Source organism: Flavivirga amylovorans (assembly GCF_030540875.1).
GTDB classification, from domain to species: domain Bacteria; phylum Bacteroidota; class Bacteroidia; order Flavobacteriales; family Flavobacteriaceae; genus Flavivirga; species Flavivirga amylovorans.
Genome location: NZ_JAUOEM010000007.1, coordinates 71,013 through 88,329, shown reverse-complemented (window position 1 = coordinate 88,329; position 17,317 = coordinate 71,013). Strand labels below are relative to the sequence as shown.

Sequence of the window (17,317 nt, the reverse complement as noted above, 5' to 3'; positions counted from 1 at the left end):
TGCTATTAATTTAATTATTATCTACATTTAAATAGACATCCAAATTTTTATGAATTTGAACAATTTGATAATTTTCAGATGCTATTGCAAAATAGGGTTCTTTTATTTTGTTTTTATCTTCTTCAACTATTAATTGACGAAATGCTTTTGCTACTTCTGCGTTTTTCAGTCCATGAACAACCACAAATACTGTACTAGAATTATACACATCAACAGAAGATTTTAAATCATAATATTTTATATTTTTTAAAACATCATCCAAGCTTTTTTGAAAGCTAGAAACTTCTTCCATTTCTGGATTTTCAAACTTAAAAATAATTTTGTAATTAGTGGTTATATTATCATCAGAAATAAAATCTTTATTTATAAGCTTAGGCAACATACTTGTTTCAATATTTTGAGCCTGTAAACCCTCTTGTGTATTTGCATAAGTAATAGCCACGTAATTGACTGCTTTTTTATAAGCGTCATATCCGTGCAATCTTCCTATGGCTGTAGCCTTTAACAATTCGAATTTTGGCACCATTGCATTTCCATCAAACATATTTACATACATTTCACTTTTAGAGATTACTTCAGCATATTTCTGATTTTGATGTTGCTCATAAAGTGCTTCGTATAAACTTTCCGGACTGTTTTCATCTCGCCCTGATGCTAATTCTGGATTGCTTAAAATAGTAGCATATCTAGAATCTGGATATTTTGAAATAATCTCATTCTTAGCTATTTCTGCTTCACTTTTTTCGCCTAAAACTTCATAAATCTTATATAGATTATATTTAGATGGTAATATTAATCGTTCTTCAGGGTTACTTTCAAGTAAATTTTGAAATTTACTCTTCGCTAATTCGTATTCTTTAAACTTCTCTTTATAAATTAATCCTAATTGATAATAAGCATAGTTACGTTCTTTAGATATGCTATCAATTTCTTTTTCTTCAGAAGGAATTTTAGAGATGTAAAATTGAGGGTCGAACAATTCTTCTTCTGTTGCCGAAGCTAAAATATCAACATTGTCTACACCATCATTAATGCTTCCAGATTTTACTTTGCTAGACCATCTCCAATCGTCTTCTAAATTTCTATCTCCCCAAGTTTTTATGAATTCATTTTTTCCATATGCTACTGTAGTAGGATTATAAAAATAAAATACAGTTGCTTGATTAGGCGTACCTCTTTGAGGGTTTTGACCTCCAAATGCATTATTAACTGTTTCTAAACCGGTATTGCGTTTTGCAGCTTCTTCTCTTTTATTCTTCTCTTCTTCTTCTTTTGCTTTAGTTTTTAGTTTCTCAACTAATGACTCAAAGAAAGTTAACCTATCTGCTTCAGAAAAATTTACAAGTCTTAAAATACTATCATTAACCTGTGCTTTTGCCTCATAATAAATAACATCTTCCAAATTATCTCGCTTACGCTTAATAACACGATACGGCTTTGAGTTTAAAACTAAAGTTCCTAATGTACTATCGTAATATTCACCTGCAGCTTTATAAATCGACTTGTCAAAATTCATGTCCCCAAGAATCTCGTAGTTTCTGGCTTTTAATAATTTGTCTCTAGAATTAGTCCGCAATGATTTATTATAATAAGCCGTAGCTAAAGAGTCTGATTGATTATTTAAATGGTATTCTCCAATTTGATGATAAATTTTATCTAAGTAAGGCCTATTTTCTCTATTTTCCTGAAGCTCTGTAAGTAATTCTGTTAACTCTAACTTATTACCATTCTCATAATCGAAATTTTTAATTTTTTCAATATGAGCACCTATCATATAAATTCTAGGTGTTTTTCGGTTTAATTCAATCACTTTATCAAATGCTATGTTTGCACTATCCTTTTTACCTAATTTATTATACAATTGCCCTTGTATAAAGCGATAACGTCCACGTTCATCATTACTCTTAGTTGCATTAGATGCTATTTCTAATTGTGTTATAGCACTATCTATAGATTTTGTATTTAAATATGCTTGCGCTAGCATGGATGTAGCATCTGCTAAGTCTTGACCTCTTAAGTCCTCTTGATATAAGAGGCGTTTTAAATTTTGAACCGCTAAATCGTCGTTATCTAAACGAATATTTGTTTTTTCACGCCAAACTTTTGCTTGATTTATCTTATCACTAGCTGGATATTTGTAAAGGATATAATTAAATGCTTCTAAGGCAGGTATAAAACGCTGATCAAAATATCTAGACTTTCCTAATAGTAAATAAGCTTCGTCCATTTGTGGGTTTTTTTCTTTCCCATCAATATTCATACTGTGTTTCTGAATAGCTTTTACAGCCTTTTCTTCTGCTCTGGTAAAACTTTCATTTTTAGATTGTCCAGGTAGCACAACCTCATCAAATATCTGCATACGTTCTATAGGAAGAACATCCCAATAGTTATCTGTATAACCTTCATTAAGGCTTAGCCTTCCTTCTTCTAGAGCGTTATAACCATTATAAAGCGTATTAAACTCTGCAGCAACAGCATGGAAGTTTCGAGTTATAAATTTGTCCTTTTTTCTGGAGCAACTTACAACCAATAAATTAGCACATAGAATAATTAATATCGCTTTAGAAGGTCTTTTCAATACTAGTATTTTTTAGTCTAACTAAATAACTGTAAACTCACACAAATATTATGTAAGCAGGTAAAAATAAACATCTTTTTTGATTAACCTATAAAATCATACGACTTTTGGGTTAAAAGTCTCTTGCTAAGTTTTGGAATTATATGCGACTGTCTGGGATTAATAAGTGTTTTCTTGCAGGCCCACAGAGATACTAAGTTTCTAGTATTAGCTGTGTTCTCTCGCTAAGGCGCAAAAACGTTAAACTGAGACCTAATACTGATCACTGTATCCCAAGACTGCTAACTGAAATTAATATCTTATGGATAAAAATCTCTTGCTAAGGCGCGGAGGCGCAAAGACGGTAAACTGAGACTGAATGCCCCCTACAGAACATCCATTCCAGTAAAATGTACTTCAAGTTCTTTTAATGTAGCTTCACTAGTTTTTAAGTCTTTTACGATTTCGCCTTTCTCAAGTACAACAATACGTTCACAAACATCGGTAATATGCATTAAATCATGACTGGATATTAAAACGGTTGTACCCTGTTTTTCTGCCAAATCCTTAATAATTTCTTTAAGGCGAATTTGAGTAGTTGGATCTAAGTTTGCAAAAGGCTCATCTAGAATAATAACTTCTGGATTCCCTATTAAAGCAGCTACAATTCCTGCTTTTTTCTGATTTCCTTTACTTAAATCGCGTAAATATTTTTTCTGTCCTAATATTTCTCCATGAAAAAAGTCTTCAAACTGTGCCACTAGCTTATCAACATCTGCTTTGTTTTGTTCTCGTAATTCTCCAATAAAATAAAAATATTCTTCGGCAGTTAGATAACCTATTAAAAAGCTTTCATCAATAAAAGCAGAAGTAAATGGTTTCCAATCTTCACTTTTATTAACTTGAACTTCATTATTTACTATATGACCTGTTGTAGGTTGTATTAAATCCAATAACAAACTAAAATAAGTGGTCTTACCTGCTCCATTATTACCAACGAGTCCAAAACTCTGTCCTTTTGGAATTTCTAAAGCGTCAATTAGTAAAACTTTATTGTCTTTATATTTTTTTGAAAGATTTGATGTTGTTATCATATTTCTGTTTATTAATTGTCTTGATTAAATGCATCAATCATTTTGTATTTTGATTCTAAATATTTTTTTGTGATAAAAAGCATCAACTTTTGGTGAAAAATTATTCCAATAACCCCTATAAGACCCATGACTAAACAACCTATCTCGAAGCTGAAAATGGCATAAAAAATACCAAAAATTACTGCAGGGATTATCATTAAAGGAATTCCGATAAGCCACTGCACAGCACCTGTCCCTTGATAATTAAAAGCCGCTTTTTGATCTAAATTTATTTTTTTTCGGTTAAACGAACCCCCGTACATAATTACATGGGTATTAACGCCAATATTGTAAATAGCAGCTGCAAAATGAGCAAGTAAAATTTTCCAACCAAAATAAACATATGGAACACCTAGTACAAACATAATAACAACACTCATTGCCATGAGCATAAATTTAGATTCTAAATATCTTTCATATTTTATGTTCTGACTCATAAGCATCTTATAATAGCTACTATCCCAAGCTGGTATAAACTGTCCAAAGTTCATTAAAAAAATACCTGTGCTAAAAATGCCTATAAAAATAAAGAACCAAGGCTTGTCTATATAAGTGGGTTGAGGATAAAAGAACAACCCATAACATAATCCTAATAGCAGCATCCAAACAGTAGATTTTGAGCGTTTGTTGCGCCAAATCAGTTTCAAATCTAATTGCATGAATGGCGCTATATCACCAAAGTTTTTAGTCCATTCCAGATTAGATGTGTTTACCTCAATCACTTTATTCTTTAGAGATGCATCAAGGAAAAGCTTTTTTCTAAGTATTCTAAAGTTTATATAGTACACGACTATCAAGATTGCTATTAGAACACATATTAGAATAGGGTTTTTGTAAATAGCGTTGAAAGCATTTGATAAGATATTGCTAAATGAAATAATGCCAAAATACTCTAGAGTATATAAAACACCAGATGTAATAGTTAAAGGTAAAAAGGCTAAATCTGTTTTTGATGAAAAACTTTCTATAATAAAATTTAAAAAGTTATTTATTTGTGTGTAAATTATTAATGCTAGCATCCATGCTAAAACAGAATTGACAGGATAGTCTTTATAAATAAGGGTAATTCCAAATGGAATAATAATAAAAAGTGGTAAAAAATTGAAGAACGATAGGGTTGATTTTCCTAAAACATAATTAACAATTTTATGACGTTTAATTGGTAGGGTTAGCAGAGGCATAACACTCATAACAGGCAACTTCTGAAAGAAAAAGCGAAACATTAAATCGCCCAAAATCCAATAGAAAATAAAATTATTTACAACCAGTAACGGATCTGCATCTGGAAATAACTTATTTAATGCAGGATACAAGCTAAGACCAGTTCCTAGAAACATTAAAAGTAAACACAAACCAAGAAAACCCATAAATATTTTAACACCTATGCTTTTTCCAATATTAGGATCTCTAAAAGCGGATTTCCACTCTAGATTTATAAAATGCTTAAACATATATTGGGTTTAGTTATATTTTTGAGCAATCCCTTGTACTTCCATACCCCAAGATTGTCCAAACATCATTGCTTTTTGAGTTAAACCTAGTTGTTTTTCTGATAATTTCTTACCTAATTCTGTTTTATAAAAAGCAACCAATTCTTTAATCTCATCTATAGTAAATTCAGCCATATAAATATCGGCCATTTTAACATATAGTGGCTCTAAAGTTTTATTCGCTTCATTAGTATAAGCTTCTTTGTTGGCTTCTGAAACTCCCGCACCAATTTGTCCGATAGCACTTTCAAATGCTGCGCCCGCACCAGTAAGTTTTATAAATTCAATTGTTACATTTTTAAATTCAGTATTTTCTTGAGCTTTAACAGTTATTGTTAACATAAGCAAGCATACAAATAAGATTTTTTTCATTTTCAGTGATTTTATTGGTTAATGTTTAAATTTATGATTATTAGTTTATACGTGTTAGTAACTTTTTTAACAGAATTGTTACGGTCAAAGTTAAAATTTGCAAATCAACTTTATTACTTTTGTCAAAAATTTATATATGTCATCATTCCACAAACTTACGGTTGCTGAAATAAAAAGAGAAACTAACGAATCTATTAGCATTGCTTTTAATATTCCTGAAAATTTAAAGGACGCATTCACTTTTAAAGCAGGTCAATATATAACTCTAAAAACTGTAATTAAAGGGAATGAAGTAAGAAGGGATTATTCTCTGTGTATATCCCCTAAAAGTGGCGAATTAAAAGTTGCTGTAAAAGCTGTAAAAGATGGTACCTTTTCATCATATGCCAATAATGAATTAAAAATAGGAGACACCCTAGAAGTTGCCCCACCAAAAGGGCGCTTTGTTTTTGAGCCTAACGATTCTAAAACAAAAAACATTGCTGCATTTGCTGCGGGTAGTGGTATTACTCCAGTTTTAAGTATTATTAAGTGTGCTTTAGAAGAAGAAGTTTATAGTCAAGTTATTTTGGTTTATGGCAACAAAACAATGAAAGACACTATGTTTCTCAATGAACTTTTGGAGCTTCAACATGCATATAAAGACCGTTTTTCTATTCAGTTTGTATTTAGCCAGCAAGATGAAGATGATTCAATTTTTGGACGTATTGAAAAAAGCACCGTTAATTATGTGATGAAAAATAAACACAAACATGTAGAGGTTGATGCTTTTTATCTTTGTGGACCAGAAGCCATGATTCATACTGTAAAAGATGTTTTGACAGACCATGGTATTGACGAAAATCGTATACATTTTGAGCTTTTTAAGGCTGCCAAGCCAGCAGAAATAAAAGAAGAGCTTGTAACAAATGGTAAAACAAAAACAACCATTATTGTTGATGACGAAGAATTCTCATTTGAAATGCCTCAAAAACAAACTGTACTTGAAGCAGCTTTAGATGAAGATATTGATGCTCCTTATTCTTGTCAGGGAGGTATTTGCAGTAGTTGTTTAGCACGTATAAAAGAGGGGGAAGCAACCATGAGACAAAACAATATTTTAACCGAAAATGAAGTTGCCGAAGGCTTAATTTTAACATGTCAGGCACACCCAACTACACCGACGCTTGTCATAGACTTTGATGACGTTTAAAAGGCACTTTTTTAGAATATAAGTACACAAATTATATCACAATTTTCAACCTTGGATTGTCACAAATAATTTCAAATATTAATCTTCAATTTTTACAAAAAATATGCTATACGTTATTTAGTAACCGTAACATCTGCAGATGAAACGTTTTTACAACGAGCTATTGAAATTATAGAAAAGTATATGATGAACACCGAATTCAATGTTAAATTCCTTGTTAAGGAGATGAATTTTAGTCGCTCTAATGTTTTTATAAAATTCAAAGAATTAACAGGTTTGTCTTCTGGTGAATTTATTAGAAATATTCGTTTAAAACGTGCTTTACAGCTTTTAGAAACAAGTGACCTATCTGTATCTGTAAGAGATAATTTATATGACTGGTTTTAATATGGCTTCCTATTTTTCTAAGTGCTTTAAAAAACAATTTGGTGTTTTACCGAGTGAATACATTAAAAAAATGAAAAATGACGAAAAGATGAATAAAAATCAACTTGACAAATAACAGAGAATAACTTTGTTTTTATACTATTTCAGCGATTTTTTCAATAATCTTTTTTGGAGAAATACTTCTTGACGCTTCTTTATAACTTTCCGGATACTTATTACCATAAATAGACGTAGGAATTTCTGGAAACTGGTTTTTGTCAGATAATAGAGTATAACTTTCTGGTTGATTAAATGGTGTAAAACCAGCAAATGGGTGAGTTACTCCCCAAATAGTTACAACTTTCACCCCTAACATCGCTGCTATATGTGCATTACCAGAATCCATTGAAAGCATCGCATCTAGGTTTGAAATCACATCTAATTCTTCATTAAGTGATAGTTTACCCGCAACACTTATTACATGATCCAAACTTTTTTCAAAATCATTTAAAATAGCTATCTCTTTTTTACCTCCTCCAAATAAAACGACTGTATATTTTTTTGATAGCTCAGCAATAACCTCCTTCATTAAATTTAGAGGGTACATTTTGGCTTCGTGAGCAGCAAAAGGAGCTATTCCTATCATTCTTTTTGAATCTGGTTTTAAAAGCTCTTGAACCTCTTTTTTTAAAATGGCTTTTTTTGGAAATTTTGGATTTGATAAATTTAGCTTAAAGCCTAAACCTTCAAACACATCCGCATACCTTTGATGCGTTGTCTTTAATTGCTGAAATATTTTACCAGAAACCAACGCTTTCTTTTCTGCCCTACCTTTATCAATCTGACTGAACGGTGTTCCAAGAAAAAAAAACTTTAAAATGTTACTTCGTAGAACATTATGTAAATCAGCTACGACATCAATCTCTAGCTTTTTTAATACTTTAGAAAGTTTAAAAAGTCCCCAAATACCTTTATGTTTTCCTTTAACATCAGCAGGAAAAACAGTAACATTTTTTAAGTCTCGAAAAAAAGGCGTGAAAAAGGCGCGAGTAAGCACTGTAATTTTAACTTTCGGATACTGCCTGTTTAATGCTTGCAACACAGGAACAATCATTGCAACATCTCCCATTGCCGAAAGACGAATTACTAAAATATGTTTTGGATGTTTTGGCATCTCATTCAACAAAGATGAGATCCTGAAACAAGTTCAGGATGACAAAATCTTATTTTTGTCCTCTCAATACTGGGTTTAACTCATCGTCATTGTACATCTTCATTTGTTTATAAACCTTCATGTACTTATCCCCTTTTTCAATATCACTAAGTAAGGTGTCAATAGCTGTAGATAAGTCGACACGTTGCTCTAGTAAAATATTCAATTTTTTCTGGCAAGCATCTCTATGAGCATCTGAAGCATCTGTTCTTGTAGCTTCTTCATTCATATGATAAATTTTCAATGCCAAAATAGATAACCTGTCTACTCCCCAAGCTGGGCTTTCAGTATTGATCGTCGCATCAGCTTTCGCTATAACAGCATTATATTTTTCAAGAAAATAGCTATCAATATATTCAACCATGTCCGTTCTATCCTGATTTGAAGCATCTATTTGTCGCTTCAATGTTAAAGCCGCAACAGGATCTATTTGAGGATCTCTTATAATATCTTCATAATGCCATTGTACCGTATCAATCCAACATTTTCTGTATAATAAATGCTCTAATAAACGACTCTTATCATATGCATTTTCAAAAGGTTGGTCTACTGTATTTATTACGTGATATTTTTCAATAACATCTTGAAATATTTTATTGGCTTTTTCTGTAAACATGTTGTCTTAATTTAAAGTACAAAGATACTTTATATTTAATTAACTTTACTATTCAAAAAACAATATACGCACCATGAATGTTCACAATATCTCAAAAGAAAACTCTGTATTAAATACTTTTATTTCTGAAATTAGAAATATTAATATTCAAAAAGACAGTATGCGTTTTCGAAGGAATATTGAACGTATAGGTGAAATTTTGGGTTATGAAATGAGTAAATCTTTAAACTATAGTATATCGAAAATTGAGACTCCTTTAGGGAATTGTAATATTGAATTATTAGATAATAATATCGTTTTATGCTCTATTTTAAGAGCTGGTGTCCCTCTGCATAACGGACTCCTTAATTATTTTGATACTGCCGAAAATGCTTTTATTTCGGCTTACAGACATCATAAACACGATCCCGAAAGTTTTGAAATTATTGTAGAATATTTGGCTTGCCCAAATTTAGAAGGAAAAACACTCATTCTTGCAGACCCCATGCTTGCAACAGGGCAATCCATGCTTGCAACATTTGAAGCCTTAAAACCATTTGGAGTCCCAAAAGAAGTCCATTTAATTAGCGTTATTGGAGCTCAAGAAGGTGTTGATTTTCTTGAAAGTAATTTTGATAGTGAAACACATTTGTGGATTGCTGCCATTGACGACAAACTAAATGATAAAGGTTATATTATTCCTGGACTTGGTGATGCAGGCGATTTAGCTTTTGGAGAAAAGCTACAACAATAAGGTTATAAATGGAACTATAATAAGTAAAGAAAGAAAGACTTCCTTAAACCATTTTTCCTGAATAACCTCAACATAATTTGTTATAATTATAACTATTGGCGCAAAAATAAATAGAAATTCACTTCCGTTTTTTTCAGGAGCTTGAATTACTATAAAAAAAGCAATTACAGCAGATACAATAATGATTTTAAAAGAAGCTCTAAAGGCTTTTTTCTTCTTTTTTATGTTTTGTAAATAAAATATAGATGACCATACTCCGAAAGACAACAATAATGTAATAGCAACTAAGAACTTTATTGAGTTATAATTACTAAAATCGTAGCTAACTTTTGGTGGGAGATTAAATATTTCGAAAAAACTATCGTATATAATTATGGAAGCACTTATGGACAGTACAAAAATAGTAACGACCCCTAAAAAAGGGATAATCCAGTGTCTCAATTTATTATCTGTATATAAAATCAGAGAAATCAATATTAAAGCAAAAAACAAAATAGCCCAAAAATAAAAGAGGGATGCAATTGCAATCCAAAAAGCAGCATCAAACAATTTATTTTTTACTCTTTTTTGAGATCGCAAACTCATTATACGCCTTAGTCCTAAAAGAATAAAAAAATTAGAGAGAATGATCTCTGTATTACTAGTGGTTTGTGTAATTAACAACAAAAACAAACTAAAAAATAAGATTTCATAGTTATTTTTCAATGTTAAATTGTTCTTACTAACAATAAAGCTTAAAAGTAAAATGGAAGCATAGCAGACTAAAATTAGCATAGTTTGTTTTAATACAACCACTAATGTTATTGGTTTGTTTATTAACTCAACTCTAGCTATTATAAACGCTAAAAATGTAATAAAAAAAACAATGATGAAGTTTATGGATTTAGATTTACTAAAAATGCTTGTTATCATTAACTCTTTTTGTATTTTTGCTACGTAAATATACTAACTAAAATTAGTTAAAAACAATAAATATAACCCATGAAAGATTTCTTTTACGCTATACAGGATTTATTTGTTAACGTTCTTTTTGCTCCATATGACGCTTTACGGGCTCTTGAGCTAGAAAACTGGTTTGCTGCAAATACCGTTTCTTGGATTTTCCTTATTATTGGCTTTGTTGCTATGGTTTATTGGATGAAGCAACTTAAAATATTTAACGATAATAATGAAGAAGACAAAAGTGTTTCTTCACACTCATTTTTGTAAAACCACTTTCATTATAAATTTACTTGAATGAAGAAGTGTTTATCTTCTTCTTCTTTATATAAATTCATGATGTAATTAGTTTAAATCGAATCCTATATCCTTACGATAATTCATCTTATCGAAATGTAGCTTTTCTATATTTTGATAAGATTTTTTTATGGCTTCTTGGTATGTGTTTCCATATGATGTTATAGCCATAACACGCCCCCCAGAAGTCTTTATTTTACCTTCATTCAACTGAGCACCAGCATGAAATGGTATTGAATCTTGAATATTTTCTATCCCTGAGATTTCTTTTCCTTTTTCATATGCTTCAGGATATCCTCCAGATACCAACATAATCGTTGTTGCTGCTCGTTCGTCTATTTCTATATTAATTTTATCTAATGTACCATTAGACATTGCTTGAAGGATTTCAACAAAGTCATTTTTTAGTCTAGGCAATACCACTTCTGTTTCTGGATCCCCCATACGGACATTGTATTCTATCACTTTCGGGTCGTCTCCAACTTTAATAAGCCCAATAAATACAAATCCTACATAAGGTAAATTATCTTTCTTAAAACCGTTAATAGTAGGTTTTACAATACGTTCTTCAATTTTATTAAGGAACTCGTCTGTTGCAAAAGGAACAGGGGAAACGGCACCCATACCACCTGTGTTTAATCCTGTATCTCCTTCTCCTATTCGTTTATAATCTTTTGCTGTTGGTAGAATTTGATAGTTTGTACCATCCGTTAGCACAAAACAGCTTAATTCTATTCCATCTAAAAATTCTTCAATAACCACTTTAGTGCTCGCTTCACCAAATTTGGCATCAACCAGCATACTTTTTAATTCTGCTTTAGCTGCTTCTAAATCATTTAAAATAACCACTCCTTTTCCAGCAGCTAGTCCATCTGCTTTTAAAACATAAGGTGCTTTTAAAGTTTCTAAAAATGCATACCCTTTTTCTACGGTCTCTTTCGTAAAACTTTCATACGCTGCCGTTGGAATATTATGTCTATATAAAAATTCTTTAGCAAACTCTTTACTGCCTTCTAATTCTGCTGCTACTTTTTGAGGCCCTATAACAGACACATGTTTAATAGCTTCATCAGTCAAAAAATAATCATGAATCCCATTAACCAAAGGGTCTTCAGGGCCAACAACAACCATATCTATACTTTCATTCAAAACAAGTTCTTTAATCGCATCAAAATCATTCACTCCAATATTTACATTCGTTGCGATTTGAGCTGTCCCAGAGTTTCCTGGAGCAACAAATAGTTGTTTACACTTTGTGCTTTGTGCAATTTTCCAAGCGAATGTGTGTTCCCTTCCTCCAGAACCAAGAATTAAGATATTCATTGTATTGTGTTTTTAGATTCCCATTTGCATGGGAATGACCATTTATTGTTTTTCAATGCTTTTGCACTAAAAGTATTTTCTCGAATGCAAAAATAAAACTAATGCCACGAATACACGAATATTTTTTATTTACTTTACAGAACAATTTTATCCTCATTTATTTTGAATCTATTTAATCTTTCTTTAAAACTTAAAGGCTTTCCCATACGAAAAGCTAAACTCGCTTTGAAAGAGATTCAAAAGAAAAACGATACTGAGTTTAAAACTTATGTTGAAACCAAAAAACAAGACATCGTTGCTTATCATCTAAAACATAATTCGTTTTATAAATCGTTTGCAAAAAACACGAATCCATTAGATTGGAGTTCTGTTCCAGTTATGACAAAAAAAGATTTGCAACAACCACTAGAAACACTTTTGTCTGATGACTTTTCAACAAAAAACATTTATATAGATAAAACCTCTGGAGCTTCAGGAGAGCCATTTGTTTTCTCTAAAGATAAATTTACCCATGTATTAACTTGGAGTGTTATAATGGATCGGTTTTCCTGGTTTAATCTTAATTTTAACACCACAAAACAAGCACGATTTTATGGTATTCCTCTGGATAAAAAAGGATATTATACCGAAAAACTAAAAGATTTTATTAGTAATAGGTACCGGTTTAATGTATTCGATTTAAGTGATCAAGCTCTTGAAAATTGGTTAATTGATTTTAAAAAGAAGCCTTTTGTCTATATGAATGGTTACACAAGTCCTATTCTTCAATTTGCAAAATATCTTCAGCGCAAAAACATCATACTTAAAACTATTTGCCCTACTTTAAAAGCTTGTGTAGTAACGTCTGAAATGCTTTTTGAAGATGACAAAAAACTCATGGAAAAACAATTCGGAGTTCCTATCGTTAACGAATACGGTGCTTCAGAATTAGATTTAATTGCTTTTGAAAATACAAACGGTGAGTGGATTATTAATAATGAAACATTATTTGTTGAAGTTTTAGACGAAAGCAATAATCTCTTATCAAATGGTGAAAAAGGACGCTTAGTAATTACTTCTTTATATAATAAATCGCAACCATTTATAAGATATGATATAGGCGATATAGGGGTGCTTTCAAAAAAAAGCACTCTGAAAAAACCTATTTTAGAAAAATTAATAGGGAGAACAAATGACATTGCTATGTTACCTAGTGGTAAAAAAGCAGCTGGGTTAACATTTTACTACATTACGAAAAGTATTATTGAAGAGGATGGTAGCGTTAAAGAGTTTGTTATTGAACAATTAAAGCTTGATACTTTTAAAATTTACTATGTTAGCAACAGTGATATTCCTCCAAACAAAAAGGAAATGATAAAGAATGAAATGAGACATTATCTAGAGAGTGGACTTACTATCTTATTTGAAAGACAGACAGCATTAAAACGTTCGAAAAGTGGTAAATTGAAACAATTTTCGTCATTAATACAAACCCAAGAATGAATATTACTATAGTTGCCGGTGCCCGACCTAATTTTATGAAAATTGCTCCTATTATTGAAGCTATTGAGAATAAAAAAAAGGATGGTGTTCATATTAATTATAGACTTGTACACACTGGACAACATTACGACAAAAACTTAAGCGATACTTTTTTTGAGGAATTAAATATCCCTTTCCCAGACAACAATCTCGATGTTAAAAGCGGGACACAAGCAGAGCAAACCGCAGCCATTATGATTGGTTTTGAAAAGGAATTAGAACAAAATCCATGTGATTTGGTTATGGTTGTTGGTGATGTAACCTCAACTATGGCTTGTACCATCGTTGCTAAAAAAGCAAATACAAAAGTAACACATATTGAAGCTGGAATTCGTTCTGGTGATATGAAAATGCCTGAAGAAATTAATAGAATTGTAACAGATAGTTTAACCGACTACTTTTTTACGACTTCAATCTATGCTAATGAAAATTTGACAAAACTCGGTATTTCAAAATCGAATATCTTTTTTGTTGGCAATGTCATGATTGATACACTTTTAAAAAATGAAACTAGATTAAAAAAACCCATGCTTTGGGAGGATTTGGGCTTATCAAATAAAAAGTATCTTGTTATGACACTACATAGACCTAGTAATGTAGATGAAGAAGTGCTTCTAAAAAAATTAATCACTCAAATTATAACATTAGCCAAGGATTATCCTATCATTTTCCCAGTACACCCCAGAACCAAAAAGCTTCTAAGTAGTTTAGATTTAAATTTTAATAACCTTCATTATGTAAATCCACTAGGCTACTTAGAGTTTAATTATTTAGTAAAAAATGCTTTTGCTGTATTAACGGATTCAGGAGGTATCACCGAAGAGACTACTGTTCTGAATGTGCCTTGTATTACGCTTAGAGATTCTACAGAGCGCCCTGAAACTTGTGACATTGGAACCAATGTATTAGTTGGAAACGATTCTAAAAAAATTGAAAATGCTTTTAAGCTATTGTTTTCAGGATCTTGGAAACAAGGAACTGTTCCTAAGTTATGGGATGGATCTGCTTCAAAAAGAATTGTTGATCATTTACAGGGTATTTATAAGTTATAATGAAAGATATTCTCATCATAACCAATTATTTTCCTCCAGAGACGGGAGCAGCTTCAAATCGTATTTTTCATTTGGCAGAAGGTTTGCAAAAACATAATTTTAAAGTATCTGTTATAACGCCTTTACCTAATTACCCAACAGGTAAAATTTTTGAAGGTTATAAAGGGAAATTTAAGTATTCTTCCACAAAAAATGATATCACTGTTCATCGTTTATGGATTTATGCCAGTAACTCTAAAAATAAGCTTTTACGCTTAATAGCCATGTTGTCTTATAGCTTTAGTTTATACTGGTTTTTTACATGGAATAAAATCCCGAAAACTGTTATTATACAATCTCCCCCATTGCTTGTTGCATTTACTTCTGTTTTCTTTTTGCGTTCTAAAAAACGAAAACTCATTTTAAATGTAAGCGACTTATGGCCCATTGCAGGATTAGAATTGGGTGCTTTTAAAAAGAATTTCAGTTATAAATTACTCGAAAAAATTGAACATTTTAATTATAAACATGCTGATTTAATTTTAGGACAGAGTAATGAAATTATAAGTCATGTGAAATCTTTATTTCCTAAAAAGGATACTTTTTTATATCGCAATTTTCCAGATTTTATACCTCCAAAAATTTCTAAAACGGTAACTCGAACAGGAAAACTAAAAATTGTATATGCTGGTTTATTAGGCATAGCACAAGGAATATACAAATTGTGCCAAGAATTAGATTATACTTATATTCAATTTCATATTTATGGTACTGGTGTAGAACAAGATAAGATTCAATCTCTTATTTCTAATAATCCAGAATTAGATATTATATATCATGGTGAGGTCTCAAGAGATAAATTACATGAAGCTCTTATGAGCTATGATTTAACCATTATCCCATTGTTAAATAGAATCCATGGATCTGTACCTTCAAAAATATTTGAATACGCTAGGTTGGGCTTACCTATGATTTATTTTGGTGGCGGTGAAGGAGAAAAAATAATTAAACAATATAATCTAGGCTGGATTGCTAAAGTGGGTGATTATAACAATTTGAATGCTACAATTTCCAGAATTAAACCTTCGGATTTAGAATTAAAAAACGGAGAACGAATAATAAAAACGGCTATTGAATATTTTGACTTTAATAAACAATTAGATTTGTTAGTTGAAAAAATCTAATAGGCTTTTTCTTCTCCTTTAATGGCATTTAAAAATGTTTGTAGCATAATCTTTAAATCCAATAATAAAGACCAGTTTTCAATGTAAAAAATATCATATTTTACACGATTAATAATGTCTTTTTCTTCTTCTATTTCTCCCCTAAATCCACTTATTTGAGCAAGCCCAGTAATTCCTGGTTTCACAAAATGTCGCACCATAAATTTATCTATTCTCTGTGCATACATATTAGTATGACTAACCATATGTGGTCTAGGTCCAACAACTGACATATTTCCAAACAAGACATTAAAAAATTGAGGTAACTCATCTATACTTGTCTTACGAATAAATGCTCCTATTTTTGTAATTCGTTGATCTCCTTTTGTTGCCTGATGCAAATGAGCCTTTTCATTTGGCCTCATAGATCTAAACTTATAACAATCAAATTCCTCATAGTTAAATCCATTCCTTGATTGTTTAAAAAACACAGGACCTTTAGATTCTAGCTTTATCAATATGGCCAAAATTGGTGTTAACCAAGACAATACAAACACAATAATAAAAGAAGAAAATAGGATGTCAAACAATCGTTTAAGAAATTTATTTAATGACTCTTGTAATGGTATTTCTCTTATGGATAAAATTGGTATATAATCATAATATTCATATTTAAGCTTCCTTGAAAAGATATCCTTATTATCTGGAATAAACTTGAGTTCTCTCAAATTATTATCAGCAAAATCAATCAATTGATTAATTTGTTTATTGGACAATGCAGATACAGAAAAATATATTTCATCAATATCATTATCTATAATGTATCTTAAACATTTTTCTAAAGAAAAATCTCCCTCATTAACATTAAAATCACCTTTAAACTTATATCCAAAGTCTAGTCTTTTGTTGAATGTTTTTATTAGTTGCCTTGTCTTTTCATTCTCACCAATAACTATAATATTTCTGGTATTACCACTTAATACCGATCTATATTTTTTTAATAAAATAAGTGTTAAAACCTTAAATATAGAGATCAATAAAAAAATCAGCATTAAATAATTTGCTAACCCTAATCTACTAATATTAGGTTGTTTAAAAAACCCTATATAGGCATAAATAATAATTGCAAAAAACACTATTTGCCTTAATAAAAGTGTTATGATTTGAATTATCCGAGTGTGTCTTTGAACTTCATAAAAATGATTTATAAAAGATATCGTTATCCACATTAATGAAATATAAGCACTGAACACATAGACATTTATCAAGTTTATCTCAAATAAAAAGACGGCACCATTTATAATTCCCAAATCGACTAAATACGAAATAGGTTTCAAAAACCCTGAATATCTTCCTTTTTTGTAACTCAAA

16 protein-coding genes are annotated in these 17,317 nt (G+C 30.8%); 7 read left to right on the top strand and 9 right to left on the bottom strand.

Annotated features, from left to right (window positions below; translation table 11 throughout):
• Window positions 1–10: 10 nt before the first annotated feature.
• From porW to Q4Q39_RS17965, 4 genes are all read right to left on the bottom strand, one after another.
• Entirely contained in the window at window positions 11–2,578 is a 2,568-nt protein-coding gene (gene porW / locus Q4Q39_RS17980; protein WP_303283957.1) for a type IX secretion system periplasmic lipoprotein PorW/SprE, read from the bottom strand.
• A 365-nt stretch (window positions 2,579–2,943) separates the two neighbouring features.
• Entirely contained in the window at window positions 2,944–3,651 is a 708-nt protein-coding gene (locus Q4Q39_RS17975; RefSeq protein ID WP_303283956.1) for an ABC transporter ATP-binding protein, read from the bottom strand.
• A gap of 11 nt (window positions 3,652–3,662) precedes the next feature.
• Window positions 3,663–5,141 carry a DUF5687 family protein gene (locus Q4Q39_RS17970; RefSeq protein WP_303283955.1) on the bottom strand — a complete coding sequence of 493 codons (1,479 nt, stop codon included), beginning with the start codon at window positions 5,139–5,141 and terminating at the stop codon, window positions 3,663–3,665.
• Between the two features lie 9 nt (window positions 5,142–5,150).
• Window positions 5,151–5,552 carry a DUF2059 domain-containing protein gene (locus Q4Q39_RS17965; protein ID WP_303283954.1) on the bottom strand — a complete coding sequence of 134 codons (402 nt, stop codon included), beginning with the start codon at window positions 5,550–5,552 and terminating at the stop codon, window positions 5,151–5,153.
• Between the two features lie 136 nt (window positions 5,553–5,688).
• Between Q4Q39_RS17965 and Q4Q39_RS17960 the strand changes: the two genes are divergently transcribed.
• Together Q4Q39_RS17960 and Q4Q39_RS20650 are read left to right on the top strand one after the other, a co-directional pair.
• A complete protein-coding gene (locus Q4Q39_RS17960; RefSeq protein WP_303283953.1) occupies window positions 5,689–6,744 on the top strand; it encodes a ferredoxin--NADP reductase in 1,056 nt (351 codons plus the stop codon).
• Window positions 6,745–6,927: 183 nt separating this feature from the next.
• Complete coding sequence (locus tag Q4Q39_RS20650; protein ID WP_345075291.1) at window positions 6,928–7,131, top strand: helix-turn-helix domain-containing protein; 204 nt, start codon at window positions 6,928–6,930, stop codon at window positions 7,129–7,131.
• A gap of 133 nt (window positions 7,132–7,264) precedes the next feature.
• Here Q4Q39_RS20650 and Q4Q39_RS17950 read toward each other — a convergent pair whose 3' ends face one another.
• Window positions 7,265–8,284 (bottom strand): glycosyltransferase family 9 protein, encoded by a 1,020-nt coding sequence (locus Q4Q39_RS17950; RefSeq protein WP_303283952.1) that lies wholly within the window; start codon window positions 8,282–8,284, stop codon window positions 7,265–7,267.
• 49 nt (window positions 8,285–8,333) lie between these two features.
• Complete coding sequence (locus Q4Q39_RS17945; RefSeq protein ID WP_303283951.1) at window positions 8,334–8,939, bottom strand: DUF4254 domain-containing protein; 606 nt, start codon at window positions 8,937–8,939, stop codon at window positions 8,334–8,336.
• 73 nt (window positions 8,940–9,012) lie between these two features.
• Between Q4Q39_RS17945 and upp the strand changes: the two genes are divergently transcribed.
• Entirely contained in the window at window positions 9,013–9,672 is a 660-nt protein-coding gene (gene upp, locus Q4Q39_RS17940) for a uracil phosphoribosyltransferase (RefSeq protein ID WP_303283950.1), read from the top strand.
• Here the strand turns inward: upp and Q4Q39_RS17935 are convergent.
• Complete coding sequence (locus tag Q4Q39_RS17935; RefSeq protein ID WP_303283949.1) at window positions 9,661–10,584, bottom strand: DUF6427 family protein; 924 nt, start codon at window positions 10,582–10,584, stop codon at window positions 9,661–9,663. The genes upp and Q4Q39_RS17935 overlap by 12 nt on opposite strands.
• A 69-nt stretch (window positions 10,585–10,653) precedes the next feature.
• Here Q4Q39_RS17935 and Q4Q39_RS17930 point away from each other — a divergent pair, with 69 nt between their 5' ends.
• Window positions 10,654–10,881, top strand: coding sequence for a DUF6341 family protein (locus Q4Q39_RS17930; protein WP_303283948.1), 228 nt, complete (start codon window positions 10,654–10,656; stop codon window positions 10,879–10,881).
• A 75-nt stretch (window positions 10,882–10,956) separates the two neighbouring features.
• Here Q4Q39_RS17930 and purD read toward each other — a convergent pair whose 3' ends face one another.
• Window positions 10,957–12,231, bottom strand: a complete 1,275-nt coding sequence (gene purD, locus Q4Q39_RS17925) for a phosphoribosylamine--glycine ligase (RefSeq protein ID WP_303283947.1) — start codon at window positions 12,229–12,231, stop codon at window positions 10,957–10,959.
• A gap of 162 nt (window positions 12,232–12,393) precedes the next feature.
• On the opposite strand from purD, the gene Q4Q39_RS17920 reads away from it, so the two are divergent.
• From Q4Q39_RS17920 to Q4Q39_RS17910, 3 genes are read left to right on the top strand one after another with little or no spacing between them, the layout of a single operon-like run.
• The gene (locus Q4Q39_RS17920; protein WP_303283946.1) at window positions 12,394–13,713 is read left to right on the top strand and encodes a phenylacetate--CoA ligase family protein; all 1,320 of its coding nucleotides are present in this window, start codon (window positions 12,394–12,396) and stop codon (window positions 13,711–13,713) included.
• Complete coding sequence (gene wecB, locus Q4Q39_RS17915) at window positions 13,710–14,804, top strand: non-hydrolyzing UDP-N-acetylglucosamine 2-epimerase (RefSeq protein ID WP_303283945.1); 1,095 nt, start codon at window positions 13,710–13,712, stop codon at window positions 14,802–14,804. Before Q4Q39_RS17920 ends, wecB begins: the two co-directional genes overlap by 4 nt.
• A complete protein-coding gene (locus Q4Q39_RS17910; protein WP_303283944.1) occupies window positions 14,804–15,967 on the top strand; it encodes a glycosyltransferase family 4 protein in 1,164 nt (387 codons plus the stop codon). Before wecB ends, Q4Q39_RS17910 begins: the two co-directional genes overlap by 1 nt.
• On the opposite strand, the gene Q4Q39_RS17905 is transcribed toward Q4Q39_RS17910, so the two are convergent.
• A complete protein-coding gene (locus Q4Q39_RS17905) occupies window positions 15,964–17,316 on the bottom strand; it encodes an undecaprenyl-phosphate glucose phosphotransferase (RefSeq protein ID WP_303283943.1) in 1,353 nt (450 codons plus the stop codon). The two genes, Q4Q39_RS17910 and Q4Q39_RS17905, sit on opposite strands and share 4 nt — an antisense overlap.
• Window position 17,317 lies beyond the last annotated feature (1 nt).